Annotated in this window: 23 protein-coding genes; 19 read left to right on the forward strand and 4 right to left on the reverse strand. The window is 38.1% G+C overall.

Annotation, left to right across the window (positions count from 1 at the left end; translation table 11 throughout):
• Positions 1 to 23 precede the first annotated feature (23 nt).
• Complete coding sequence (locus ACHUE3_RS17840) at positions 24 to 986, forward strand: endonuclease/exonuclease/phosphatase family protein (RefSeq protein ID WP_394193669.1); 963 nt, start codon at positions 24 to 26, stop codon at positions 984 to 986.
• 67 nt (positions 987 to 1,053) lie between these two features.
• Here ACHUE3_RS17840 and ACHUE3_RS17845 read toward each other — a convergent pair whose 3' ends face one another.
• A complete protein-coding gene (locus ACHUE3_RS17845) occupies positions 1,054 to 1,974 on the reverse strand; it encodes a glycosyltransferase family 2 protein (protein WP_394193670.1) in 921 nt (306 codons plus the stop codon).
• 213 nt (positions 1,975 to 2,187) lie between these two features.
• Between ACHUE3_RS17845 and ACHUE3_RS17850 the strand changes: the two genes are divergently transcribed.
• The 14 genes from ACHUE3_RS17850 (at position 2,188) to ACHUE3_RS17915 (ending at position 19,572) form a co-directional block, all read left to right on the forward strand.
• Positions 2,188 to 3,345, forward strand: a complete 1,158-nt coding sequence (locus tag ACHUE3_RS17850; RefSeq protein ID WP_135473330.1) for a glycosyltransferase — start codon at positions 2,188 to 2,190, stop codon at positions 3,343 to 3,345.
• A 3-nt stretch (positions 3,346 to 3,348) separates the two neighbouring features.
• Positions 3,349 to 4,761 (forward strand): lipopolysaccharide biosynthesis protein, encoded by a 1,413-nt coding sequence (locus ACHUE3_RS17855; RefSeq protein ID WP_394193671.1) that lies wholly within the window; start codon positions 3,349 to 3,351, stop codon positions 4,759 to 4,761.
• Positions 4,754 to 6,106, forward strand: a complete 1,353-nt coding sequence (locus tag ACHUE3_RS17860; RefSeq protein WP_394193672.1) for an O-antigen ligase family protein — start codon at positions 4,754 to 4,756, stop codon at positions 6,104 to 6,106. The genes ACHUE3_RS17855 and ACHUE3_RS17860 overlap by 8 nt, the downstream gene beginning before the upstream one ends.
• Positions 6,107 to 6,110: 4 nt before the next feature.
• Positions 6,111 to 6,821 (forward strand): acyltransferase, encoded by a 711-nt coding sequence (locus ACHUE3_RS17865; protein WP_394193673.1) that lies wholly within the window; start codon positions 6,111 to 6,113, stop codon positions 6,819 to 6,821.
• Positions 6,818 to 7,948: a glycosyltransferase gene (locus ACHUE3_RS17870; RefSeq protein ID WP_394193674.1), complete on the forward strand. Its 1,131-nt coding sequence runs from the start codon at positions 6,818 to 6,820 to the stop codon at positions 7,946 to 7,948. Before ACHUE3_RS17865 ends, ACHUE3_RS17870 begins: the two co-directional genes overlap by 4 nt.
• A gap of 136 nt (positions 7,949 to 8,084) precedes the next feature.
• Entirely contained in the window at positions 8,085 to 9,578 is a 1,494-nt protein-coding gene (locus ACHUE3_RS17875; RefSeq protein ID WP_394193675.1) for a GumC family protein, read from the forward strand.
• A 1-nt stretch (position 9,579) separates the two neighbouring features.
• Positions 9,580 to 10,656, forward strand: coding sequence for a glycosyltransferase (locus ACHUE3_RS17880; protein WP_394193676.1), 1,077 nt, complete (start codon positions 9,580 to 9,582; stop codon positions 10,654 to 10,656).
• 10 nt (positions 10,657 to 10,666) lie between these two features.
• Positions 10,667 to 12,466 (forward strand): sugar transferase, encoded by a 1,800-nt coding sequence (locus tag ACHUE3_RS17885; RefSeq protein ID WP_394193677.1) that lies wholly within the window; start codon positions 10,667 to 10,669, stop codon positions 12,464 to 12,466.
• A 165-nt stretch (positions 12,467 to 12,631) separates the two neighbouring features.
• On the forward strand, positions 12,632 to 12,940 hold the full coding sequence (locus tag ACHUE3_RS17890; protein WP_099296238.1) for an STAS domain-containing protein: 309 nt from the start codon (positions 12,632 to 12,634) through the stop codon (positions 12,938 to 12,940).
• Positions 12,941 to 12,959: 19 nt separating this feature from the next.
• Positions 12,960 to 13,817: an OmpA family protein gene (locus ACHUE3_RS17895; protein WP_394193678.1), complete on the forward strand. Its 858-nt coding sequence runs from the start codon at positions 12,960 to 12,962 to the stop codon at positions 13,815 to 13,817.
• 4 nt (positions 13,818 to 13,821) lie between these two features.
• Positions 13,822 to 15,903, forward strand: coding sequence for an SLBB domain-containing protein (locus ACHUE3_RS17900; protein WP_394193679.1), 2,082 nt, complete (start codon positions 13,822 to 13,824; stop codon positions 15,901 to 15,903).
• Positions 15,900 to 16,604 carry an AAA family ATPase gene (locus ACHUE3_RS17905; protein ID WP_394193680.1) on the forward strand — a complete coding sequence of 235 codons (705 nt, stop codon included), beginning with the start codon at positions 15,900 to 15,902 and terminating at the stop codon, positions 16,602 to 16,604. Before ACHUE3_RS17900 ends, ACHUE3_RS17905 begins: the two co-directional genes overlap by 4 nt.
• Positions 16,605 to 16,611: 7 nt before the next feature.
• Positions 16,612 to 18,072, forward strand: a complete 1,461-nt coding sequence (locus tag ACHUE3_RS17910) for a SpoIIE family protein phosphatase (protein WP_394193681.1) — start codon at positions 16,612 to 16,614, stop codon at positions 18,070 to 18,072.
• A gap of 93 nt (positions 18,073 to 18,165) precedes the next feature.
• Positions 18,166 to 19,572 (forward strand): sigma-54-dependent transcriptional regulator, encoded by a 1,407-nt coding sequence (locus ACHUE3_RS17915; protein WP_394193682.1) that lies wholly within the window; start codon positions 18,166 to 18,168, stop codon positions 19,570 to 19,572.
• Here ACHUE3_RS17915 and ACHUE3_RS17920 read toward each other — a convergent pair.
• Entirely contained in the window at positions 19,569 to 20,579 is a 1,011-nt protein-coding gene (locus ACHUE3_RS17920; RefSeq protein WP_394193683.1) for a glycosyltransferase family 4 protein, read from the reverse strand. The two genes, ACHUE3_RS17915 and ACHUE3_RS17920, sit on opposite strands and share 4 nt — an antisense overlap.
• Before the next feature lie 21 nt (positions 20,580 to 20,600).
• Here ACHUE3_RS17920 and ACHUE3_RS17925 point away from each other — a divergent pair, with 21 nt between their 5' ends.
• A complete protein-coding gene (locus ACHUE3_RS17925; protein WP_394193684.1) occupies positions 20,601 to 20,933 on the forward strand; it encodes an Hpt domain-containing protein in 333 nt (110 codons plus the stop codon).
• Here the strand turns inward: ACHUE3_RS17925 and ACHUE3_RS17930 are convergent.
• Positions 20,930 to 21,802 carry a gluconeogenesis factor YvcK family protein gene (locus ACHUE3_RS17930; protein ID WP_394193685.1) on the reverse strand — a complete coding sequence of 291 codons (873 nt, stop codon included), beginning with the start codon at positions 21,800 to 21,802 and terminating at the stop codon, positions 20,930 to 20,932. The genes ACHUE3_RS17925 and ACHUE3_RS17930 overlap by 4 nt on opposite strands.
• 169 nt (positions 21,803 to 21,971) lie before the next feature.
• Between ACHUE3_RS17930 and ACHUE3_RS17935 the strand changes: the two genes are divergently transcribed.
• The gene (locus ACHUE3_RS17935) at positions 21,972 to 23,969 is read left to right on the forward strand and encodes a response regulator (RefSeq protein ID WP_394193686.1); all 1,998 of its coding nucleotides are present in this window, start codon (positions 21,972 to 21,974) and stop codon (positions 23,967 to 23,969) included.
• Positions 23,970 to 24,043: 74 nt separating this feature from the next.
• Here ACHUE3_RS17935 and ACHUE3_RS17940 read toward each other — a convergent pair whose 3' ends face one another.
• Positions 24,044 to 24,904 (reverse strand): YicC/YloC family endoribonuclease, encoded by an 861-nt coding sequence (locus ACHUE3_RS17940; RefSeq protein WP_394193687.1) that lies wholly within the window; start codon positions 24,902 to 24,904, stop codon positions 24,044 to 24,046.
• Positions 24,905 to 25,083: 179 nt separating this feature from the next.
• On the opposite strand from ACHUE3_RS17940, the gene rph reads away from it, so the two are divergent.
• Both rph and pyrE read left to right on the forward strand, forming a co-directional pair.
• Positions 25,084 to 25,797 (forward strand): ribonuclease PH, encoded by a 714-nt coding sequence (gene rph / locus ACHUE3_RS17945; RefSeq protein ID WP_394193688.1) that lies wholly within the window; start codon positions 25,084 to 25,086, stop codon positions 25,795 to 25,797.
• 22 nt (positions 25,798 to 25,819) lie between these two features.
• Positions 25,820 to 26,464, forward strand: a complete 645-nt coding sequence (pyrE, locus tag ACHUE3_RS17950; protein ID WP_099296250.1) for an orotate phosphoribosyltransferase — start codon at positions 25,820 to 25,822, stop codon at positions 26,462 to 26,464.
• Positions 26,465 to 26,725 lie beyond the last annotated feature (261 nt).

Raw genomic sequence — 26,725 nt, forward strand, 5'->3', positions numbered from 1 at the left:
CTATGCGAAAAGGTGTATAGAAAATGGTTGATTATATTGAGCAAAAAAAGTCCATAGAGGGCTGGCAAAAAAGCCTATTAAAGTGGCTGGGAATTGTTGTTTGCATTGTGTGTATTGCCTGCGCATACATTCCCTTTGAGAGTTACTATGGCGATCTTCTTATTTCGTTGAGAGTGCCTTTATTAAGCTTCACAGTAGTGTGTAGTTTATTATTGATGCTGACAAAATCAAAAAGGTTTGCCTTACTAATACTTTTTGCGAGTGCTGTGGGGCTGGGTACTTTGATCCCTTTGCCATCATCATCACAAGTAAGCAGCCAAGACTCTATTAACATTAAGCAAATTAATCTTAGCTATACCAATCCTTTTATTGCAGAGCACTTGGCTGCGCTTCAAAACCAAACATGGGATATATTAATCTTACAAGAGTTCAGTGATTTGAATCGCCATTTACTTCGCCCATTTTTAACGCAGGCTGATTTATTTGGCTATCGAGAAGTTGAAGGGATACCTTATGGGATCGTGGTTATTTCACGTTTACCTATCGTTTATAGGCAACAAATAAAGCTCGATGGTGATCGGCTTGGTTATATAAAGCTGCGTGTGTTATTTAACAAAAGGATGATTACAACTTATGTAGCTCACCCACCTTCACCCAGAACGCGACAACATTGGCACAATAGAAACCGTTTATTGGCCTCAATTAACGCATCTGTACTCAGTGAAAAAACACCTTGGTTAGTTGCTGGCGATTTGAATACCGTGCCTTGGTCATACTATTTTAATTTTGCACAAGCAAACAGCTGCTATAGCGAAGCGAACGCTTACATTAGCTTTACTCCCTTTAACTTTATTGATTCGATGTTTACAGGATTACCCATTGATCATTGTTTATTTAGCCGTGAGTTGTCGCTTGAGCACTTGTCAGTGACTCCTTTTAAAGGCAGTGATCATAAAATGTTGAGTTACGCATTAGCAGTGAATTAAAAGCTAAAGATAAATAAAAAACGTGCCTATAATCAGCACGTTTTTTTGTAAGTCGATTAGCTGTTTGTTAGCTTGTTGAGATTGAGCTCTTTAAGTCATGTAATAAATGGCGAAAATTTCGTTTATGTGGAAACAGAGTAAAAGCAGCCGTGGCCGTTGATAACGCTTTAAATTTACTCCCTATTTCACGATAATATTCACCGTAACACTCTAAAATACGGGCTTGTGCTTTTACTTGTGCAAGTAAGCCAGCATCATCTTTACAACGTGATACAATTTCTTTCATCGCATTAAGCCTATTGGTTCTATTTGCTGTGATTGAGCCTGCTCGCATTAGGTAGTCCATCGATACATTAGGTGAAAAAGCAACATCACCAATCCGAGCTAGTTTTAACCAACAATCCCAGTCACTTGCGCTGTTTAATGCATTGTCAAACCGGCCAATGTAGTTAATAGTAGAGCGTTTCACCATAACAGAGGATGTGCCTATAACATTGGCGTATATGAGCAAATCCATCGGTGATTTTAAGTTTTGATAGCCAAGATCATTATGATCTATGTGCTTTGCAAATTCAGGCCAAAATGAAAAGCAATCTACAATGGGTTCATACGCTTCATTTACATGCATATAATTGGTAAAGCTTAGTACGCAATCTTTATGCTGTTGCATGTAGCTTAGCTGTTCAAACAGCTTGTCATCTGTCCAGTAATCATCGGCATCTAAAAATGCAATATACTCGGCTTTTGCTGCACCAATGGCTCTGTTTCTGACATTGACGACGCCTGTATTCTCTTGTTCTAAAATCACCAGTTGTGGAAAAGTTTGTTGTGCTTCTTTTAGCCACTCAAGGCTGCCATCAGTTGAGCCATCATCAACAATAATAATCTCTACATCTACTTTAGATTGTCTAACAACACTACTAATCGCTTTGGCTAAATACTGTTTACAGTTGTAGTTTGGAATAATAACACTGATATCTACGCTCATAATGTTTACCTTGTGAGGTTCAAATTAACTTACAAGGGTATACGCAATTTAGGCGCCAACTATTTTAATGGCTTAGCGCAGCGTTTTTTGTCTAATGCTTTGCATATTGCAATATATGTTCGCAAATTGGGTTTTTAGTCGCTATTTTATGGGAAATAACGTGGGCATGGTTCTTGCGAAATAACAAGTTAGTTATTATTAGGAGCATTCACCATGAAACATATCGGCATTGTAGTCCCTGCATTTCACGTACCTTCAGAAACATTTGTGGTAACCGAAATTAACGCGCTTGTTAGAGCAGGGCATAAAGTAAGTGTTATTACATTTGAAAACTCTGATGAGTCTAGCAATATCGATAAAAGCGTTAACGTTATCGTTGTAAAAAGGTCGCTACCTGAAGCCGTGAAATTTGCTTCAGCGCACCCAGGAAAATTTATAAATACAGCATTAATCGCAACTAAATTTAAATCAATCTCAACACAGTCATTATTGGGCTTTGGTGCAAATATAGCTGCTATTATAAAACAGCACAAAATTTCGCACATACACTGTCACTTTATGCATGCACCATTGGCCTACGCAATTGCGGGTAGCAAAATGGCGGGTATCAGCGTTTCTTCTATCGGCCATGGCCATGATGTGTATGTTAATTATTCAGATTTAAAGCTTAAACTTTCTCTTTGTGATTTTTCAGTGGCAGTTTGCCAAGACATGGTTGAGAAACTGAATGAATACAAAGCAGGTAAAGTTGAGTTACTTCATTGCGGTATCGATTTTAGTTTATTCAATTCTTCGCCAAACCGCTTAAGCGAGTCAGTAAAGTTACTTTTTGTAGGTCGATTAGTTGAAAAAAAAGGATTGCAGTTTCTATTTCCTGCAATCAAAAAATTAAGTACTAAGTACCCCATTTCTTTAGATATTGTAGGAGATGGTCCATTATTAAATGATCTTAAATTTTTATGCGAAAAGCTCGGTATAGAGAATAACGTGCGGTTTCTAGGTCGCAAAACACCGTTTTGGTTGTCAAAGAACGCCTGTAATTATTCTGCTCTTGTTGCACCTTTTTGCGTGTCGCGTAACGGTGATAGAGACACAGGCCCTGTAGTTTTAAAAGAAGCGATGGCCAGTGGTATACCTGTGTTAACCACTGAATTGATGGGAACGAAAGAGATAGTTAATGATGCGGTAGGTTATAAGTGTGAGCCGTCTAGTATTTCTGGCCTAGAAAAAATACTCAGGGAGTTTTGTGAATTAAGCCCATACCAGAGATATGCAAAAGGGGTAAATGCAAAACGTTTAGCCGCGAGTAAGTTCAATGCGAATGCACAAGCTAAAAAATTATCGCAATGGGTGCAAAAAGCACAGGGGTAGAGTATGAAAGGAATAAAGCAAATTGCCTACTTTGGACTATCAACCTTACTTCTTAAAGGGTTAGGCTTTGTTTTATTGCCTATTTCAACACGGTTATTAAACCAAACACAATTTGGTGAGTTGAATTTTTTAGTCTCTATTTCAGCTGTTATGTCGTTGCTTTTATGTTTAGGATTACCAGAACTTTTATTTAAACAACAAATGCAAAGTGAAGTCCATAAGCGTGCATTATTTAGAGATGCACTACTACTGTGTAGTGTATTAAGTTTATTGTTTGTTTTAATTCTCTGGTTTTTTATTCAGCCTATAAGTGAACTATTACCTATTTCTTTGTCATTAATTGACTTGCAGTTACTCGCCTTAAACTTAGCTTTTTCGTCACTTTTATCACTCGTTTTTTGCTTTTTTAGATATTACGAAATGGCCAAGCAATTTTGTTTTCTGGCGGTTTTGCAAGGGGTGGGCCAAACACTCTTAACCATTGTTTTACTCTACTTAGGTTTAGGGGTAACAGGGGTAATGGCATCAGGAGCGATTGCAAGCTGCGTTGTTTTAGTCATTTCACTTGGTATTATTTTTTCAAGGATTAACATTGATTTTAAACAAGTACCATGGAGCATTTCACGCAAAAATGGTTTGTTTGTATTAAGTATTTTAGTGTCATCGTTATTTGTATATGCCAATAACGGGGCCGAAAATTGGTTTATTGCAGCTAATATAGGGAAGGAGAAATTAGCGCAATATTACGTTGCTTTGCAATTTGCAGTGATGACCTCATTCACTTTTGAGCCGATAAGAATGTGGTGGTTCTCCCGCCGATTTGATGAATTAGCCTCTAACCCTACACGTTATGTGTACTTATGTGAACTTAGCCTTGAGATAGGGATTGCACTGTGCGCATTAATGCTGATTGTTACGCCACATCTGTTTATTTTTGTGCTACCTCAAAGCTATTTACTCAATGCTTGGTTGTTACCTTGTCTTATTTTTATTGTTGTACTTCGCCATCATAGTGACTTATTAAATATAGGCTGTTATATCCATTCGAATGGTGTATTTGTTTCGGTAATTAATGGCCTGAGTGCTGTGTTTGTTTTGGCCTTACTTACCTTTTTAGTGCCTCTATGGGGAATATTAGGTGCCGTTGTGTCGTTGGCTTTGGCACAAACTTTAAAAACTGTTTTATTCTTTGTGGTGAGCCAAAAGCTAGAAACCTTAGCATTTAATTTTTATCAAATAGTGCCAAGCTGGGTGTGCTTTTTAAGCATTTTTGCGTTTGCTGTGATTGACGTAAGCTATGCTGTGAGTATCCAGTGCCTTATTTTTACTTGTTTACTGATGATTTTGGCTAACAAGTATAAATCTCTATTAACCAATACCGTTGAGCAAGTAACGAAAAGGAATGCACATGGTTAATTGGTATAAACAAAATAATTTATTAATCAATGGGCTGTTGGTCACTGTTTTAGTTTTGGTGCTGTATTTCTTATTTGGTCCAATCGCCGCTTTTGCATTATTACTGCTGCCCTTTGCAGGCTTTTTAGCTGTTCGTTTAAGTACCGTATTTGTCATCCTGTTTATCCTCTTTAGTTATTTTAGAATCCACGAAGCATTTGTGGTGCTCATGCCATTAAAAATCCCGAAATTGCTGGCAATAGCTTCATTACTGGCAATTGCATGGCATTTGTTTATTTCCAAAACATTAAAGCCTCACTGGAGTTCTACTCACTTGATATTTGTGATCTGGTTTGCATGGCTAACGGTGTGTGTATTTTCAGCGTCGAACAGAGGCGTGGCCATTGAATATTGGTCAGGGGTTTTAGTGAAAGTGTTTATTATGGTGTTTGCTATTAGCTGGTGGTTAACCCGTTTCTCTCACTTTAGCTTTGTGAGGCTAGGAATTATGATCTCAGGAGTCACGATTTCTTTAGTCGCACTTAATAACAAGATGAATGGAGTAGGGCTTGTTGAAGGTACTCGGGTAACTATTTCACGTGAATACCGTTCGCAACTAGGAGACCCAAACGATCTATCTTTGGTGCTTATGTTTCCTGTTTCTTTTTTAGCGGCGGAGTTGTTTGATACACATGCGAATAAGTATCGACGTATTTTTGCTGGGATTGGATTAATTTTAGCTATTTCAGGTGTTATTGCAACGCAAAGTCGAGGCGGGCTTTTGGGTATTGCGGCTATTTTAAGTTTCTTCTTATATCAAAAGGTTAAAAACCCTGTGGTCGTAGCTATGTTTGGCGCGGTTGGTATGTTAGCGATGATGGTGTTTGCAGGGATTTCAGATCGACAAAGTGGAGGTGCAGCCGAGTCGGGTGTTGATGAATCAGCCATGGGGAGAATATATGCTTGGCAAGCGGCGATTAACATGGCGATTGCGAACCCATTGACAGGTGTTGGTGTAAATAACTTTTTTGTTAATTATTATTTTTATAGTCCGCATTGGGATGGCAAGAATCATGCAGTACATAGCACATGGTTTCAAGTTTTAGGTGAAACAGGATTTGTAGGAATGTGTATATTTGTGTTGGTGATTGCTGCCATCTACCGCAGTTTATCAAGGGTATTCTGTATCAATAAGCTTAAGTTTAATCCTGATGTTGCTGTTAATGCCAACGCATTAAAGGCCGGTTTAATAGGGTTTATGGTGGCTGGCACGTTTTTAACACAAGCTTTTACATGGCCTCTTTACATTATCTTGTCTCTGACTATTGCACTTGAAAGGCTAACAGTTCAAAACAATAAGGAATAATCGCATGTTGACACAATTAAAGCATTGGCTAAAAAGTAGTGAACACCCGCTGGCATCCTCATTTTTTCGTTTTGCAAAAGCGCTTCGCAATCCGCAAATGATAGTGATACCGCTGTTTCACTCTGGATTATTCCATCTTCATAATTTGGTTAAGCAGCTATGCCATGAGCTACTGCGTGTTTTATATTTTACGCCACTTTTTAAAAGCCAAATTTCAGGTTCAAAGAAGCGCTTGTATGTTTACTCGGGTATGCCGCAGATTCTTGGCGAGCTTGAAATTGAGTGTGGTGATGATGTTAGAGTCTCTGGTATTAGTACCTTGTGTGGCCGTTCTTGTGGGTATACTAAGGCTAAATTAACCGTGGGTAATAACGTTGATATCGGTTGGCAAAATGCGTTTTCTGTTGGCCGCACTATCATACTTGAAGATGATGTTCGATTAGCTGGCAGAGTGTTCCTTGCAGGCTTTCCAGGGCATCCTGTTGACTGTGAGCGTCGAGCTGCAGGGGAAAGCGATAATGAGTCGCAGGTAGGCGACATTATCATCAAGCAAGGTGCGTGGTTGGGGACCGGAGTTACTGTCCTTGGTGGAGTAACAATTGGTAAAGGAGCCATTATAGGTGCAGGTAGTGTCGTTACCAAAGATGTGCCAGCATATTGTATTGCAGCTGGTAACCCTGCAAAAGTAGTAAAAAAGATAGAGGGTGACGCATGAAATTTATCGTTTTCGCAGAAGATTGGGGCAGTCACCCAAGTAGCACTCAGCATTTATTTTATGAGCTTGCAAAAGAGCATGAAATTCACTGGGTGAACTCTATTGGAATGCGTAAACCACGTTTTAGGCTGCATGATATAAAGCGCGTTTTTGACAAAGTTTTACAAGTATTCAAACCTACCAAAACACAGTCACTTGCGACACCTAAGAATATGACTGTCTATAAATTGCCTATTTTACCTTGGCATGATAACCGATTTATTCGTTCTATAAATAAACGTATTTACGCTCACTTTTTCAAAAAGCAATCAACTGCAACCCCCGTAACTTATTGGCTAAGTGTGCCAACAGCGCATTATCTTGTCCAAACACAGCCACAAGATAAAGTGATTTATTATTGTGGGGATGACTTTTCAGCATTAGCGGGAGTTGACGCAAAGCTTGTTGGCCCTTTTGAAAAGCAATTAATTGCAACCGCAGATTTAATTTATGTCATAAGTGATTTTTTAATGGCAAAAATGCCCGCGGATAAAACTAAAATGTTAAGCCACGGTGTGAGCGTTGAGTTATTTAGTGAAAGTACACACAAGGCCGATGAAATCAAAGCATTCAATGCGCCAGTGATTGGCTTTTACGGCAGTATAAACGCATGGCTTGATATTGACTTACTTGAGGCACTTGCAGCAGCAAGACCAGACTACCAATTAGTATTAATAGGTCATATTGTTACTGATGTAGAACGGCTATTAAGTTTCAAAAATGTAACGCATATTCCAGCAGTAAGTCATGAGCGTTTAGCATCTTTCTCTGCACATTGGAGTGTATCTATTTTGCCTTTTGTGATTAACGATCAAATACGAGCTTGCGATCCCCTTAAGCTAAAAGAATATCTAGCCGCAGGCAAACCTATTGTTACAACAAATTTCCCCGCAGTAGAGCGTTATGCTTCCCAGCTGTTTATAGCTGATACTACACAGCACTTTATTGATCTGCTTGATCACGCATTGAGACTCAGTGAGCCACAATTAAGCGGCTTGGAGAAGGCACAGCAAAACATCGCAGTCCAGCACAGTTGGCAATCTAAGGCGAGTACAGTAATCAATGATACAAAGCGGCTAAACCACTAAAATTTGTACGTTAACGTAATATTGGCGCGCCCTGTGCAACTACCTAGTAAAGCCGATTATTAGCAGTAAAAGATTTTTATTTTGCAAATAATCGCTCATTTATGCATAGCAAAATGCAAATATATAGGTAGGGATTATGTTAGTTAGAGAGCAAATAAAACGGTTACTTTATTTGGCTTTGTATGCAATGTATACACGGGCTAAGCTTTTTGTGCTGCCTTTAGTGATTGTACCTATTGTGGTTATATTATTGGCCGTAACGGCACAAAAAAAATATACAAACCACGCTACCATTCTTATTGAAGAGTCGGCGTTACTTAATCCTTATTTAGATGATTTATCTTTTTCATTTGATTTAACCAATCGTATGGCAGCCCTAAGAACCTTAGTCATTAGTCGTAAGGTGCTTATTGCCGTTGCACGCGAAACCAATTTAGTTCCTCAAAATGCAAGCCCTGCGGCAATTGAAAAGATACACCAAGAGTTGTCTCAGTCACTTTCACTTTCATTAGTCGGTGATGAACTTGTTCGTGTTAACTTTATTTGGCATGAACCATCACAAATGAAGCCCGTGTTGGAGAAAATTGTTGAAAAGTTCATTGAAAGCTTATTGGCTCCAACTAAAGCCTCACTGGATACCTCTGAGCAATTCTTTTATCAACAGCTCGTTAGTTTACGCCAAGAACTTGAGCTATCTGAAGAAGAGTTAGCAGCATTTAAAGCTGAAAATAGTAATACGCTCCCCACTGTCCTTCATAGTAACAGGCAGACTTTTGATAAGTTATTAAGTGATTTGCAGCAGAAGTCAATTGTTGTATCAGGCGCTAAAGCCAAGCTTGATGCGTTAACGTCAAAAATGGGTCAAGCAAACCCTATTTTAGGACGCATAGAGGAGCGAATTATTACGGCTGAGTCTGAGTTAAGCATTTTAAAAACGCGTTACACAGACAAGCACAGTAAAGTAATTTCTAAACAGCGCGAGCTGATCAGTATTAGAGCACGTCAACAAGCTTTAATCGAAAGTGGTAAGCACTTAGATGCCTCAAACATTGAGCAGTTATGGCAAATGGCTAATACGCTACCTACTAATAAAAATAATGAAAGTAACGTGCTTGTTTCACAAATACTGGCGTTAGAAGAAGCAAAAAATCAATTACATCAACATCAACAAGAATTCGAAATGCTTGACCAACAAGTTAATGAGCTCAGTCAGCGTCTACTTGTCACTAGTGATGTTGAAAAGCAATTAAGAAAACTTGAGCGTGATTACGATGTTAAACAGTCGTTGTACAAAGATATGTTAGGGCGATACGAAATGGCTAAAGTCACCGGTAAACTAGTCAAATACGAAGGCCCAGATAAAGTCAAAACGATTGAGCGCGCTTATAGTCCGACCCAACCAATTAATACCTCAATGATGGTTGCCGTTATTTTAGGTGTTGTATTAGGGATTTTTACAAGTGGAACATGTGTTTTCGTTGCTACGTTATTCGATAGCCACTTAAAAGATATTCAAACTATTGAGAAGTTAGCGGCCGTCGATGTGGTAACTATCTTGCCCATCGTAAGTAAAGAAGAGCTCTATACGAACTCACACTCAACGATGAACTTATTAAACAAGGGGAATTAATATGAATGTTTTACATTTGGTTCAGCATTTTAAAATTGGCGGCTTAGAGAAAATGGCTGTAACGCTAATGCAAAAAAGTCAATTTGCTCATAACAGCTTGATTGTTTCCCTTGAAGGTAAAGAACAAGATGCATTAAAAGAGTGGCCTGCGCTTGCACAGTTTGGACATCAAATGGTGAGCTTAAATAAATCACCTAAATTTGATTTTTCCGTACTTAAAAAGCTAACCCGATTAATCAAAGAGCACAATATAGATGTGATACACAGCCATCACATAGGACCTATGCTTTATGCCAGTTTAGTATGCCTGACAAACAAGAATGTGCGCCATGTTTCAACAATCCACGATGCATGGTATTTAAATAATTTTAAGCAGCGCTTAATAACAAAGATATTAAACAGCCTTACCCAAATTAATTGGGTTGCCGATGCTCAAGTAGTGGCAAATGATTTTTACCAACATACATCTATCAAGGCTGATAAAACTATTCTTAATGGAATTGATTTTCATCAGTTTACTGATATCAATGAAACCAATGCACGTAATTTGCTCGGGCTACCTTTAGATAAAAAACTCATAGGGTGTTCTGCTCGATTAGAGCCAGGAAAAGGCCATGCGGATTTAATACAGTTACTCCCTGAGTTAGATAGTGATATTGAGTTAGTGTTTGCAGGTAATGGCAGTTTAATGTTGTCGCTGCAAAATGCAGCTTCAGTGCTCGGTGTGTTTGAGCGGGTGCATTTTTTAGGAAATGTACAGCATATGGAGCAGTTTTACTCTGCAATTAATGTGATGTGTCTTTATTCGCAAAGAGAAGGGTTACCGCTGTCTATATTAGAGTCAATGGCGTGTGGAAAAGTCATTGTGGCCAGTAATGTTGGCGGTATTAGTGAAGTTGTTACGCAGGAGCAAGGAGTACTTGTTGGGTTAAATGATCTAGTTGGTTTAAAAGTTGCTCTATTAAAAGCGTTAAACATGAAGCAAGGGCAATGTATCAGAGAACATATCTTCTCAATTGCCGATGCAGATCAAATGAGCAAAGCATACGATCATTTTTATAATGGTTTGGCTTTATAGGGGAAACGTTATGTCGGTCTTATTTACTATATGGGTAATTTTAATTGTATTGGTTTTGTACCATCACGTGGGTTATTTAGTTGTTTTAAAACTTTTTAGTAATGAACAACATAAGGAAGATAAACCCCTTGTAACTCCCACCACACGCTTTGGAATTTTAATGTGTGCTTACAATGAACAAGCTCATATTAAAGAGAAGTTATATAACTTAGGGTCAATGCTTTACGATACTCAGTATTATGCAATTCATGTTTACCTTGATGGTTGCACAGATAAAACGTACCAAGAAGCCATGATTGCTCAATCGCATCTTGCAAAGCAAAATGTTAATTGTCATTTGCATTTTAGCAAAGAGAATAAAGGCAAGGCATTTGGCATCAATGAATTGATCAAACTTACTAAGCCAACTTACGATGCATTATTATTTACCGATGTTAGCGCTTTATTAAGCATAGATGTATTAAATAAAATCGATACAGATTTTAAAAATCCAGAGGTAAATGTAATCACAGGGGTGTATGTGCTTGATGAACTTGCCTCTGCACAGCAAAAGCAGTACTGGCATTATCAGAACAAAGTAAAAAGTATGGAATCATCACTTGGGGCTGTTATCGGGATGCCTGGCGCTATGTTTGCTATACGCTCTGAGGCTGCTGAGCTTTTAGAGGGTGGCACTATCAATGATGATTTTATTCTTTCGATGAAGGCGCTGCAAAAAGGCGGTAAATCGCAGGTTAATAGTGATATCAATATTTTAGAAAGAGAGTGTGACGAACAAAGCCATGATAATGCAAGAAGAGTGCGAATTGGTGCCGGGAACTGGCAACAAATAAAAGCATTGTTTGCTTTACTAAACCCCAAGCTGGGTTGGGTAAGCTTTAACTTTTTTTCACATAAGGTATTACGTGGACTCATGCCGATTATATTATTGAGTGTTTATGTATCAACGTTTACCCTCGCATTTTTGTCCAGCTCAGTATTACCCTCACTGTTAAGTATGTTGATACTTGCTGTTCATGGAGTTGGCGTAATTAAACGCCTATTTAATATCAAAGCTAAATTGCCAATTGTAGACAGCGTTAACTACCTTATTAGTGCTTATGCGCTGGCGCTTTGGGGAATTGTTAAATTCGAACGTGGAGACTACAAAACTCATTGGCAGCGTGTGCATCACTTAAATACGCAAAATAATGCGCCGATCAAAACGATAAAACGTGTCATTGATATCATCGGCTCTGCAACTGGGTTAATTCTATTATTGCCTGTTATGATTGGGGTGGCGCTAAGCATAAAAATGACATCGAAAGGACCTGTATTGTTTAAGCAACAAAGAGTGGGGGAGAGTAGAGATGATTTTGTTGCCTTGTTTGATGTGCTTAAGTTCCGCTCTATGGTGGTTGATGCTGAAAGTAAAAGTGGTGCCGTTTGGGCAAGTAAAAATGATCCTAGAATCACGCCTGTAGGGCGTTTTATTCGCAAGACTCGGCTAGATGAGTTACCGCAACTTTGGAATGTACTGATCGGTGATATGTCATTGATAGGTCCTCGTCCTGAGCGCCCAGTATTTTATTCAAAACTGGAAAAAGATATTCCTTATTTTTGCCAAAGAACATACGGTATAAAACCAGGTATATCAGGCTTAGCGCAAGTAATGAATGGTTACGATGAAAGTATTGATGATGCGCGAAATAAAATTGGTTGGGATTATGCTTATATGCTAAGCACGTCATCAGCGCGTAGTTGGTGTTACATGGAGTGCAGTATTTTGTATAAAACCTTTGTTGTTATCTTTACAGGAAAAGGTCAGTAATTATTTTTCGCATAATGCAAAAGCACACTTAAAAAGCGATTGCATTATGCGTATTAAGCCAGACTTTATTAAACGTTAAAATAAAAAACACTAAAATTCAACTGCTTATATTTGGCACTCTTCTTGAATTACTTTAAGAGTCTTTAAACTTAAAAGGTAATAATCATGATTAATTTAGCCAGCGATACAGAGCAAAAAGTTTTAACACTTCCTACTGATTTCTCAGGTTTCGCAGTTGATGAACTAAAAGATAAGTTTGAGTATTTTGTAGAACAGGATGCGAGTTCGGTTATTCTTGATTTTTCAAACACGGAATTTATCGACTCTTCTGGAATTGGTGCTATTGTTTTTCTATACAAAAGAATTGAAAAACAAGGTAATTCATTATCTTTACTGAATGTAACGGGTCAGCCGTTTAAGCTAATGAACCTGTTGAGAGTAGATAAAACAATTCCGTTTATTGACTCAATTTAAATGGACTAAGGAGAGTATAATGAGATCTTATTTCATCATTGCCATTATTTTGTTTGTAGGTGGGTGTTCTTCTTGGCCGGAGCACGGTAAAGGGGGGCTAGCTGAAAAATATCAAAACTATCCACTAGAAGATGAATTATATGATTCTAATTATACGCAACCTGAAGATGTAGTAACCAGTGAGTTTGAGCATTTAGTGCTTAAACTTGAATTACTTAAATCACAAGACATCAAGGCGTGCATGCCTGCACAACTACTAAAGGCGCAAATATACGAAAACCGTATTCGTCGATTAATTGCAGCTCAAATGTGGCAAGATGCTGAACACGACTTACTACTTCATTATCATGCACTAAATCAGCTTACTAATCATTTTGATACTGTTCGTAAACTCACTGATTGCGCATCAAAAGTTACCACCAAGCCTGCGCTTGTGAATGTTAAAAAGCAATTATCAGAATTGCTAAACAGTGACAACCAATTTGCATTTAATGCGTTCGAGATAACGCCTAAATATGCCGTGAGAGTAGCCCAAGCAGCAGATTTAATTAAACAGTTAGAAAGTATCAACATTTTATTGGTAGGTCATACTGATAAATTAGGTACAACGAATAGTAACTATGAACTTGCTCTAAAGCGTGCAGAAACAGTAAAGCAATGGTTAGTAATATATGGGGTGCCTAAAACGAGTATTACCACACTTACTCAAGGGAGTTTAAAACCGTATAGTGACAATGCAATTCAAAATGAAAGTGCTCGTCACTCAGACCGCAGAGTTGAAGCAATAATACTCGATGCAAATAACACGAATCCACAAGATCAAAAAGAAAAAGCATTGGTTAAATGGACAAAAATTATTGCAAGTAAAAAGGAGTAGTGCCATGAAAACCATTTTTACTATGCTGATATTACTATTTTTGGTTACCCCTGGTGCTGCAAGCACAGCTGCTGACGAACTTGAAGTGCAAGTAGGTAACAAACTGTTTTTGTATATACCAGGAGAGGCTGAGTTTGATGGATTATTTGAGGTAGATAAAAATGGTCAAATCAACATCCCTGAAATTGGCCAATTTAACGTTGCTAATAAAACCACTGCGCAAATAGAATCTGAATTAAAGCCGCTGTTAACAGAGCTATATGTTGCCATTGATGACTTTTATGTGGAGGTGCGTAGCCGCGATATTTTTATTAACGTGTTAGGCTATGTTATTAACCCATCTCAAGTCAGTATTCCAGATGATGGCAATATTCAAATGGTTATTGCAAAAGCCGATGGCTTAAAGCCGGGTGCTCAGCTTGATAGGCTGCAGATAAGACGTGGCGATGAGGTTATTGAATTTAACTACAAGGCCTACTTAGACACAGGCAATATTAGCCTATTACCCAAACTTAAAAGTGAAGATACCGTATTTGTGCCTGTCTCACCTTTATTAGGCAATGTACAAATAGATTTTGATGCCCAAACACTTAGTGCTACTGGGGATGCCAGCGACAAAAGCGCCATCACTATTTTAGGCGAAGTACATAACCCAGGGAGCTTTTCATTTAAAGAAAAAATGACAATTTTAGATGCCCTAATGCGTGCTGAAGGCGTAACGCGTTATGCCGACGTGACCAAAATAAGAGTTATTTTAAATGAAACCCCCGTCATATTTGATTTAAAAGCCTATCTTGATAAACCTGTCAATAGTATGCCTGAGCTAGAAGCAGGTTCGACTATTTATGTGCCCATCATGGTAGATGATGTGAATACGACCTCACGTACAGTTTACATTATGGGAGAGGTGCAAAAACCTGGTGCCTATGAAGCGGCTGACAGTACTAATTTTTTAGATATTTTAGCCAATGCTGGCGGGCCTACACGGTTTGCTGAAACACGTTTGATTAAAATATTGACCCCTCAGGGGGAAAGTATTTTATTTGATTTACAAAGTTACAGTGAAGGCACACAAACGGTTAAGGTGCCAGATCTTAATCCGGGTGATGTCATATTTGTGCCAGAGAAAACAGACGTAAATGAAAAAAGCTGGTTAAAAATCCCCACTAAACGTGCAATAAAAATCATCGGTGCTATTCAATCGCCAGGACGTTATGAATGGAGTGATGAAATGGACTTTACCGACTTGCTTGCGCATGCTGGTGGACCAACCAAAGGGGCGAATATCAATGACATTAAAATAATTCGAGACGGTGATGTGACCCAACGTTTTGATTTAGAAAAATATACAATTACTGATGGACGAACCTCTTTACCTGATTTGAATGCAGGCGATACCATTATTGTGGAAGAGTTACCTGTTGACCCTGCTGACAATAAATCTCAGTGGATACGCCAAGATTCCAGCAAATCAATTTATATTATGGGACAAGTGGGCTCTCCAGGGCGTTATGCGTTTAATGATAATATGCACTTCATTGATATTTTGTCAGCTGCCGATGGGCCAAATGCAAATGCAGACATTAGAAATATCCGCGTAACACATCGCAATAGTAATCGTGCGCGAGTAAGTAAGTTAGATTTAGCACTTTATTTTGAAACAGGTGATGAAACATTATTTCCGCATGTTCAACCTGGCGATACTATTTTTATCCCAGAAAAAAACAAAGACTGGTTACGTACACCTAAAGAGCGGGTTGTACGTATTATGGGCGCGGTACAAAAGCCAGGGCGTTATAACTTTGACGATACAATGTCTATTCTTGATGTATTAGCGGAAGCTGGTGGGCCACTTAATTCAGCATTAATTGATAAAATTGTAGTAGTTAATCATTCTTGTTGTAAAGAGCAGTCAAGAGTCTTTGATTTAGAAGCGTTTATTAAGTCACCTAACTCAGCAAATATCCCTGTATTGCGAGCCGGTGACACACTTTATGTGCCAGATAAAGGACAGGATTTGCTTAGTCAATTTAAAGATAATTTCCTCGATTTTATTACTATTATTGCGTTGTTGGTAAGCCTATGAAAATTATACCTGAGCAGTACCATGAGTTAGAAACAATCTGTAACACCATTAAAGATAGTGATGCGCGATGTGTCACGTTTATTTCATTGCACGGTGCAGAAGGTTCTTCAAGTGCTTGTATAAGCACCGCAAGGCGCTTACAGAGTCAAAATCAATCAGTGTTAATTATTGATCTTAATCCGATAAGTTCATTTAACATAGATGAGCATTTACCAAACTTAACGAATGAGTGGCGATTCGATGATATTTCATGTCAGCTCAGTGTATTACCTTACAAAGAAGTAAATGTACTGACGATAAAAAACTTATCAGCCATTGAATCAGCAAAAAATAAGCATGTTTTAAATGAAGCAATTATACGTTTAAAGCAAGAGTACGATTATATCTTGCTGGATATGTCGCCAGCTTTAAAGCTTAATCGTAATAACGTACCTCTACATTCCATTAGCCTCTGTAGTGATTTAACCTTGGTAACTGTGGGGTTGGGAATCAATGATGAAGAATCATTGTGCGAAGGAATTCGTGAACTAAAACAGGCAGGGCATAGTAATATCAAAGTCTTAGTTAGCCAGCATGATTTTGCACCTTTAGGTGAAAGGATATTGCAATTTTTAGAAAGTAGAAAAGAGAAGTGGCCTAAGTTGTGTTCACTATTAAAAAATAAAGTGCACAAACAGAAATGGTTATTTAAACATTATTGAGGGCCGCATGGATATTTTATTTGAACGACGTTTTGAATTACTTTGGCCAACATTAACAGAAATACGCCAAGTACTTAAGCATGTGCTAGGCGCATTATCTGTTAAGCGCGATGAGGCTGATGCCGCCGGATTAGTTGCAACGGAATATTTAACTAATCTTATTCGCCATAATGAGGGAAGTGAGCAGTGGATCACCGTGCGTATAAGTCAAATAAGTAGTGATTCATATCACTTAACTTTTATTGATGAGTTGAAACCGTATAACTTGTTTGAAAAAAATAACTCCAATTGGAAAATAGACTCTGAAGAGCTGGTGGAAGGTGGGATGGGGGTTGAACTGATTCGCCACTATTTCGCTGATGCCTCGTATGAAACAATCGAGTTGAAAAACTTTTTTACTTTTCCTTTAACCCAGATAGATAAACGACCTTGCATTATTTATGTTGATGATGATGTAACGCAGCTTGCACTGATGAAAGCCTATTTGAAAGACAAGTTTCAGGTTATTACATGTGAAAATATTGAGGCAGGTTGGCAAGCAATATTAACGTCAGATGCAAGTATTTTATTGCTAGATCATAAGCTTAAAAATGGCACGTGTGAGCCACTATTAGAAAAGTTAAATCGGTCAAATCTTAAATCTCAATTGTCGGTTGTTATGCTAACCGGTGATGATAGTGAAGAAGTTATTAGCAAAATTAACCGTTTAGGTGTTGATGATTACTTAATTAAACCCGTTAAGAAAAATAAACTATTACAAAGTATTGAACGTGTTACACATCGGTTTGCTTATTTGTCTTATCAAAGTACGTTTGGTCAAGCTCCAGCAAAAGTTCATCTTGCGAATAAAAAAACAGCGCATATTTTTGGCTCCATTAGTGTTGGTAATGGCGGCGATTTTTTTATGCCAATCAATGATGAAGACAGTGCATTTATACTCGGAGATATGATGGGGCACGGGTTGCAAGCGTTGAAAGAAAGCTTTGCAATTAAGGGTTTTATAAGTGGGTTTTTAGCAACGGGACTGGCTTACCAAGACATGTTGAGTGCATTAAATGATGCACTTTATAAGCAACAACTATGTAAATCTAGCCTAGTGACCTTGGTTATTTGCTTCTTGAAAGACAACAAACTGTATTGGTTAAATGCAGGTCATCCAGCTCCAGTGGTAATTTATAAAGATGGCACTGTTTTGCAGCTTACAGGTACGGGTCCGTTGCTCGGCCTTTCAAAAGAGCATACTTATACACTTTATGAAGCTGAGTTAGAAAATGTTGAGCACCTTTTAGTGTATACCGATGGTTGGACCGAAAATCGATGTGCCGATATGGATGAAATTGCTGAACTGAAAAAAATAATTCCTCCTCAACAAAACTCTACAGAGGAGTTTGCCCATTTATTATGGAAAAATTCACAAGTAATTCTTTCAAAAGAAGTGGATGATGCATCTTTGGTGATCATTAATTGAATTTGATTTAATAAGCTTTATATAGTTAACTTAAATTGCGCTAGGCAAATAATAATTAAAGTAATTTTAGTGGATAGCTAAGGGGAAAGGATAATGCCACCAACAATTTTAATTGTAGAAGATACCCAATCGTTAGCTATGATGTACCAAGCCTATCTCCTTCCTACAGGCGTCAATACTTTACTTGCTAATGATGGTGCCACTGCATTAGAAATTATCAACCGCGTCAAGCCTGATTTAATCGTGTTAGACGTTATGCTTCCTGATATGAATGGTTTGGATATATTAGCTCAGCTAGAACCCGACAACTCTCCGCAAGTTGTTGTTTTAACTGGCCACGCCACTAAAGAAATGGCAATCCAAGCAATAAAATTGGGGGCGAGTGACTTTTTAGAAAAGCCTGTTGAAGCAGATCGCTTTAGAATAACAATAAATAATGCTCTCAAAATTAAAGACCTAAAACAAAAAGTGACCACCTATAAAAACACATATGAAAATGGTCGTTATTTTGATTTGATTGGTAGCTCAAAACAAATGCAGTCTGTTTATCAAATCATCAGTTCTGCATCTGTGAGTAAAGCGACGGTGTTTATTACTGGCGAAAGCGGCACAGGGAAAGAGTTGTGCGCACGTGCTGTCCATCAAGCATCTAGCAGAGCTAGTAAGCCATTTGTGGCATTAAATTGTGCCGCAATACCTAAAGATTTGATAGAAAGCGAAATATTTGGTCATCTAAAGGGGGCATTTACAGGAGCTATTGCAAATCGTGCTGGTGCTGCAGGTCAAGCTGATGGTGGAACACTCTTTTTAGATGAGTTGTGTGAAATGGATATCAATTTGCAAAGCAAGTTGCTTCGTTTCATCCAAACGGGGACCTATCAGTTAGTTGGCAGTGAAAAAGAGGTCAAAGTTGATGTGCGTTTTGTATGTGCGACAAATAGGGACCCATTAGCTGAAGTTGAGGCTGGACGGTTTAGGGAAGACTTGTATTATCGATTACATGTGATTCCTATTGAGTTACCTCCTTTACGTGAGCGTGAAGGCGATATTATTGAAATAGCAGAGGCGTTATTTGTAAAAATTGCTAAAGAAGAAAGTCACCCGTTTAAGTCTATGACAACGGATGTAAAACAAGCTTTTAATCAATATGATTGGCCAGGTAATGTTAGGCAATTAGAGAATGTTATTCGAAATATATTAGTACTTAATCCGCAAGAGGTAATTGATATAAATATGCTCCCAGCGCTTCCTAACAGCAATATTAAAACAGCGTTGCCGACTGAGAAAAAAGAGCTTGAAAACAGTGTTACAGCAAAAGATATAACAGCTTTACCAGAGATTGAAACTGAGGTGAAGGCGCTCTGGCTAGCTGAAAAAGAGTATATTGAAAGAGTTATAGATATTTGTGCCAGTAACATTCCTAAAGCTGCGGCACTATTAGATGTGAGCCCTTCAACTCTATATAGAAAAATCAAAGGGTGGGAGGAAAATGCTACTTAGTTAGGAATATTATAAGCATCAAGCAGTAGTGCAAGTTGTTGTTTACCGGAGAATCTTTGCGTGAGTTCTGAGTAAGCATTTTTTATCATTACTTCTTTACTTTCAGGAGGCAGCGTTAGCAGTGTTTCAATGCATTGTTGACACTCATTTTCATCTCCCTTATTCATTAATAGCCCGTTAGTTTTATTAATTATGCTTGGTACTTCGCCAACAGGGCTGCTAATAATTAGCTTATTCTCTGACATTGCTTCTAATAGTGTCATCGGTAAGCCTTCTTCTCGGGAGCAGATGAGTAATACATCAATTTTATGCCAAATATCATCCCGTTTAGCTAATCCGTAATACTGCAAGTTACTTATTTTTGGAATATCTTTTTTCATTGGACCATCACCAAAAAGATGAAAGCTGACATTAGGATTGTTCTTCATGTTGTTTGCTAGCGAAAAGAAAATATCAGGTGCTTTTTCGTAAGATAATCGCCCCACAAATCCAATTCTAAGATGACTACGGATTTCGATAGGAGGAACCTCTTTAGGCATATCAATAAAATTTTCAAGTAAAGTTGCGTTGTAAATCGTTTTTTTAATTTTGCGTGAAACGGCGAAATTAGTGGATAGTATTGAAAGCCAAACGTCGAGCTTATTGTAAAGCCACATTTTGCCTTTACCAGTATCACCAGCATGATAAGTGCTAACACAACGCCGCCGCATTACTTTACAGGCTATACGGGCTAAAATACCTGCTTTGTAGCCATGGGTGTGAATAACTGTATTTTTATCATACTGAGTTAATTGCTTTATTAAACTTCTGAGTGTACCTTGAATGAAGGTGTACTCTACGCTCTCTTTATCAAGCAGTGTATAAAACTCATTATTATGATGATTTTTATAAAATAATACAGAGCAGCTAACATGATTGTTTTTTAGTAGCTTAAATAGTTCTACTATATGGGTTTCAATGCCGCCGATCATGGATGAGTCGACAAATAAAACAACCTGATAGTTCATACTTAACTCCTAAAGAACAATATGATTGATAATTCCATAATAGAACAACTTAAATCTGATGTGGGTGAAAGTTTGGCCATCGAACTAATCCATGTCTTTGTTAGTGAATCGCAAAAATTAGTCTCAGAGATGGTTCACTCATCAGATGCTAAAACAATAGAAATAAACGCGCACAGTTTAAAGAGTAGTTGTAACAGTTTTGGTGCTACCCAATTAGCGCAAACGTTTTTGCAAATTGAAAAAACAGTCAACCAAGATGGTATAAACTCTGAGTTACAACAACTTTTAAAAGTAGCTGAGTCCCAAAGCGAACTCACCTTTAATCAATTAGCGTTGGTAATAAAAAATCCTTAAACAAGGGGGCTTTCTTCTATTGAGCTTTTTAAAAAAGTACAAAATATATGATTGAGCTCACTAATATCGTGTAAATGGTTTGAGTGATTTTTAAAATGTGAATCACTAGCTAAAATTTCAGAAATAGCTGAAGGTGAAATACTTAAATCATATATTTTGCTACCCAGTTGCTCTTGCAGCCAATCAATCCCTGCGCTCTGGGTGTGCTTCATAACACTGTTTTCTTCGGCTGTGTTTTCAATAAAAATTCGACACGCAGATGTTTTTTCAACAGCTTGAAGTATATCGTCAATCAATAACGCAGGCATCACGCTAGATATAATACTGCCAGGCCCTATAATAACTAAATCAGCATTTAAAATAGCTTCCACGCATCCTGGTGATGCAGAAACTTTATTAGATAAATAAACCTTATCGGGAAGTGAATTTAACGCATCAATAGCACATTCACCAAAAACTTCGTCACCATTGCTTAAAACGGCAACTAAATCTGCTGGTGATTCAGTCATTGGTAATACCGTCTCAGAGTTATCTAAAAGCTTATTGAATTTTGCAATTGCTTCTGTAGCTGAATGTGACTCTTGTAGCATGTTTAAAAGTACTAAATTGCCTAAGCAATGGCCTTTAAATTCACCACTAGTGAACCGATGCTCATAAATTTCTTTAGTTATTTCGAAGTTATCAGCAAGCTGAACGCAGCAACGTCTTATATCTCCAAGTGCAATACAATCGTGTGATTGCCTAATTTTGCCGGTACTTCCACCGTTATCGGTTGTTGCAACAATAGCTGTTAATTCATGGCACACTGGCTTTATTGCGCTTAAAACTTGTGCTAATCCGTGGCCACCACCAATACACACTATATTCATGCTCTTGCCCCTTAGCTGACTTATATTATTTATAAGCAGTAATCGTTCCATCATTAAACTTTTAATTAACTCAATGATTTATATTAAATTTTGTTCTATATTTGAGGAGGGGTAAATCAGTGCTTGTGAATTTTTGCATAACGCGACGCATTTTAAACGGAGAGCATTCATGCAACAGAGTGATGTCATTACAATTAATGAGCTACAACAGCATCTTGCTAGGTTATCTCGATGTGAAGATGAGATAGACATATTCGAGGCGATGAACAAAGTGCTTCAATCCTTAATGAAGTATCAAGACTGCATTATTTTGAAAAAAGAGAGTACTCAATGCACATCATTTGCAACCAGCAATCATGATTTTAATATTGATAAATGGCCGCAATGTGCGCTGTTCTCACAGGCACTAGAAAGGGGCTTTAGTCTTTGCCAAAACTCAGCTGAGGAACTTGAGTTTACTTATTTAGATGAGCAAACAAAGCGCAAAATGCAGACTAGTTTAATCATAAGTGCTGAGCTTGAAATAGGCCATTTTTTATATGTTTTCACAAACATTAATTTGATAGAACACTCTGGGGTAGTGCAATCTGAAGTAATAAAGCTTTATTTGCAACAAGTGGTTTTAGCCTTTTTAAACTTAAACCGTATTGATGAGCAATCGAGTAAATCGGTTATATTGCTCGATGACCTTACTCAGTTGTCGACCTTGTTTAAAGAACTTGCAAGTGAATGGTTTTGGCGAACAGATTCAGACATGAAATTTGTTAGTGTGAATAATATCGAGAGTGAAAATAAAATATATACCCAATTATTTTTAAAAAATAAAATAGCCTCCTTGATCACGCATAATGAAAAACAAAACACGCAGAAGTGGCAACGTTTTTTAAAGCTCGTAGAACAACATGAAGACTTTAGCAATTTTGAGTTTGAAGTGAATGCATCGCAGCGCTTATGGGTGTCACTAAATGGTAAATCGCAGTTTGATGAGCTTGGTCAATTCATAGGGTACTTGGGAATTGCTAAAGATATTACCTTTTCTAAGGAGCGTGAGGTTGCTTTGGAAAGTGCTAAGTTAAAAGCTGAAGAGGCCAGCAAAACTAAATCTAAATTTTTAACTGTTATGTCACACGAAATCCGCACTCCGATGAATGCAATTATGGGGGTTATTGAGTTACTTCTTGATACTGAGTTAACTCAAGAGCAACGTCAGTGGCTTGACTATGCTAATTCAAGTGCCGATATACTCTATGGTTTAATAACTGATGTACTGGATTTTTCGAAAATAGAATCCGGCACAATTTTATTGGTGAATAAACCTCTCAATGTAAAGCTATTGATAGAAAATATAGTGGGTCAGTTACACATAATAGAAGACAGTGACGATATTATTTTTTCCATCAATATTGATGAGCAAGTGCCTACATTTATAATGGGGGATGAATTTCGATTAGGGCAAATTCTATTTAATATTATTGGTAACGCGTTTAAATATACTCGTTCTGGCAGTATTTCTTTGCGAGTATATGTTGAAAATGCTCTGCTTAATTTTGAAGTAAAGGATTCAGGAGTAGGTATTGCCAAAAAAGATTTAGCACTAATCTTTCAGCCTTTTAGACAAGTAAGTGATGGCATTAATAGAGAAAGTGAAGGTGTGGGTTTAGGATTAAGCATTTCTAAGAACTTAATTGAATTAATGGAAGGCTCAATAGATGTTCAGACTCAACTTGGTTTAGGGAGTACATTCAGTATATCTATTCCGTTGGATACGGCGTTAGAAAGTCAGGTAAAAAAAGTCTCATTACAAGATCGTTCAACACTCAATGTACTTGTTGCTGAAGATAATAAAACTAACCAACTACTGATTAAAGCATTCCTAGAAAAGTTAAATCATAAAGTAACGATTGCTAACGATGGTGCAGAAGCGATTGAATTTATGCAGCTCAAAAGTTTTGATCTAATACTGATGGATATCATGATGCCAACTATGGATGGGTTAACCGCAACACAACATATTCGTAATGAGCTTTTAAGTGATATTCCAATTTATGCGCTTACCGCGAATGCGGCCACAGATGACAAAGCCTCGTGCTTCAAAGTGGGTATGAATAAGGTACTCACAAAACCAATTAAGTTTGAGACATTAAAAGCAACATTAAATGCATTGTAATAATTGCTAACTGAGGGTTACGATACTATGCCTTTAATAAAAAGCTTAGTATCGAAATTAAAAGCTTTTGTAGCTTATTCTATGTTCTGGATCTGCTCACGCATTTGTTCAATTAATACTTTTAGCTCTACCGCTGCATTGGTGATGTCGCTGTTGATTGATTTAGAGGCTAGGGTGTTTGCTTCGCGGTTAAACTCTTGCATCATGAAATCTAAACGACGGCCACATGCGCCACCCTTTTTCAGGATTTTTTTAGTTTCTTTCACATGCGATTTTAAGCGGTCTAGTTCTTCAGCTACATCTTGCTTTTGTGCTAAATAGATAAGCTCTTGTTCAAGACGAGACTCATCAATAGTAGTTGTTAAATCTTCTAGTTTTTGAGCTAGTTTTTCTCGCTGCCACTTTGTTATTTCTGGCATGTGAGTTTCAACAACAGCAACTTGCTCTAAAATAGCATCAAGGCGTGTGGCTATCATTTCTTCAAGGTTGGCACCTTCATCGCCACGCGCTGATTTAAAGTCTTCAATTACTTGATCAAAACCGGAAATAAGTGCGGTGTTAACGCTGTCCATGTCCAGCTCTTCTGCTTCCATCACACCAGGCCAGCGTAGGATATCAACAGGGTTGATGTCACCATTACTTTGTTGTTGCACCCATTTAGCACTATTAATAAGTTGTGCAGCTAGGGCTTCATTAATAGAAAGCTCACCAACGTGTGCTGGATTGGCAACAAACTTTAAAAATACTTCAACTTTACCGCGTTGTAAGTGCTTACGTAAGCGCTCACGAATAACGGGCTCCATGCCACGAAATTGCTCAGGTGCGCGAATAAATGTTTCAAGATAACGTTGGTTTACTGAACGAACTTCCCACGTGCCAGTGCCCCAGTCGCCTTTTATTTCGCGACGCGCGTAAGCAGTCATACTGTGGATCATGGATGGTTTCCTAGTGTTATTTATACAATATTAAAGTGATTATACCGTATCACTGCATAAGCTCTAGCGGAAATTTTTTGTTGATGGTGTTTTCGCTCGTGGCATTTATTTAATTCATCATGGCATCTGCTGCTATATATACTTATAATATGGCAAATTCTGAATTAAGGGGATCGTTAATGCGTCCAAGCGAAAGAACACCTAACCAAATTAGACCGGTTACATTTACACGTAATTATACATTGCACGCAGAAGGCTCAGTGCTGGTTGAGTTTGGAAACACTAAAGTACTGTGCACAGCAACAGTTGAATCAGGTGTACCGCGTTTTATGAAAGGCCAAGGTAAAGGATGGATCACAGCTGAGTACGGAATGTTACCTCGCTCTACCCATACTCGAAATGGTCGTGAAGCGGCGCGTGGCAAGCAAAGCGGTCGTACTATGGAAATTCAACGTTTAATCGCACGCTCTCTTCGTGCTGCGGTTGACCTAAAAGCATTAGGCGAAAACACCATTACAATCGACTGTGATGTAATTCAAGCCGATGGCGGTACACGCACTGCATCTATCAGCGGTGCTTGTGTTGCCTTAGTTGATGCATTAACTCATATGCGTAGTAAAAGCATGATTAACTCTAACCCTCTTAAATTTATGATCGCCGCAATTTCAGTAGGTGTTTATAAAGGCCAAGCGATTAGTGATTTAGAATACCTTGAAGACTCTGAAGCTGAAACAGACATGAATGTTATTCTTACTGAAACAGGTAAGATCATTGAAGTGCAAGGTACAGCCGAAGGTGAACCGTTCTCGTTTGACGAACTTGATGAGCTGCTAACTTTAGCAAAGCATTCAATTCGTGAAATTATTGACGTTCAAAAGCAAGCACTCGCTTAATAAAGTAATAGGTTTAATAGTAATGAAAGATTATCAAATAGAGTTTATTGAATTTGCCCTTGAAAAACAGGTGCTTAAGTTTGGCGAGTTTACTTTAAAATCTGGTCGTACAAGCCCTTACTTCTTTAATGCTGGCTTATTTAACACTGGGCGTGATCTTGCGCGCCTTGGTCGTTTTTATGCTGCGGCTTTAGAAGATGCAGCAATTGATTATGATGTTTTATTTGGCCCTGCGTATAAAGGTATTCCAATTGCAACCACCACAGCCGTTGCATTAGCTGACCATCATGATAAAGACGTACCATATTGCTTTAACCGTAAAGAGAAAAAAGCACATGGTGAAGGTGGGACATTAGTTGGTTCTGAGCTTAAAGGTAAAATCATGTTAGTAGATGATGTGATCACTGCCGGTACGGCTATTCGTGAGTCGATGGAAATCATCGCGCAAAACGGTGCTGACTTAAGTGGCGTGCTAATCGCACTTGACCGCCAAGAGAAAGGCAAGGCAGAGCTGTCTGCGATTCAAGAAGTAGAGCGTGACTTTGGCACTAAAGTAATTTCTATTGTGAAATTAGCTGATCTAATTAGCTACCTTGAAAGCAAAGGTACAATGGATGAGCATTTAGAAGCAGTTAAAGCATACCGCGAGCAATACGGTATCGCTTAACCTAAACGGTTTATAGAATTTAGCAAAAGCCCAGTGATTTTCACTGGGCTTTTTTATGTTATATAGCTCTATTAAGTTATTAAAACGTAAATTAAGTATAGGTTTTGTAGTGTTTGGTATGAATCGTAAGCGAACAGTACTTTATTTCAAGTTTTCTTTAAAAAACGCTTGCGTAAAAATCTGTTCTCCCTATAATGCGACCCCACTGAGACGGCAGAGCAGGCAACGCTTAGCGAGGCAAGCAAGTCACTTAGTAAGTCG

Source organism: Pseudoalteromonas atlantica (genome assembly GCF_043641955.1).
Classification (GTDB): Bacteria; Pseudomonadota; Gammaproteobacteria; order Enterobacterales; family Alteromonadaceae; genus Pseudoalteromonas; species Pseudoalteromonas atlantica_A.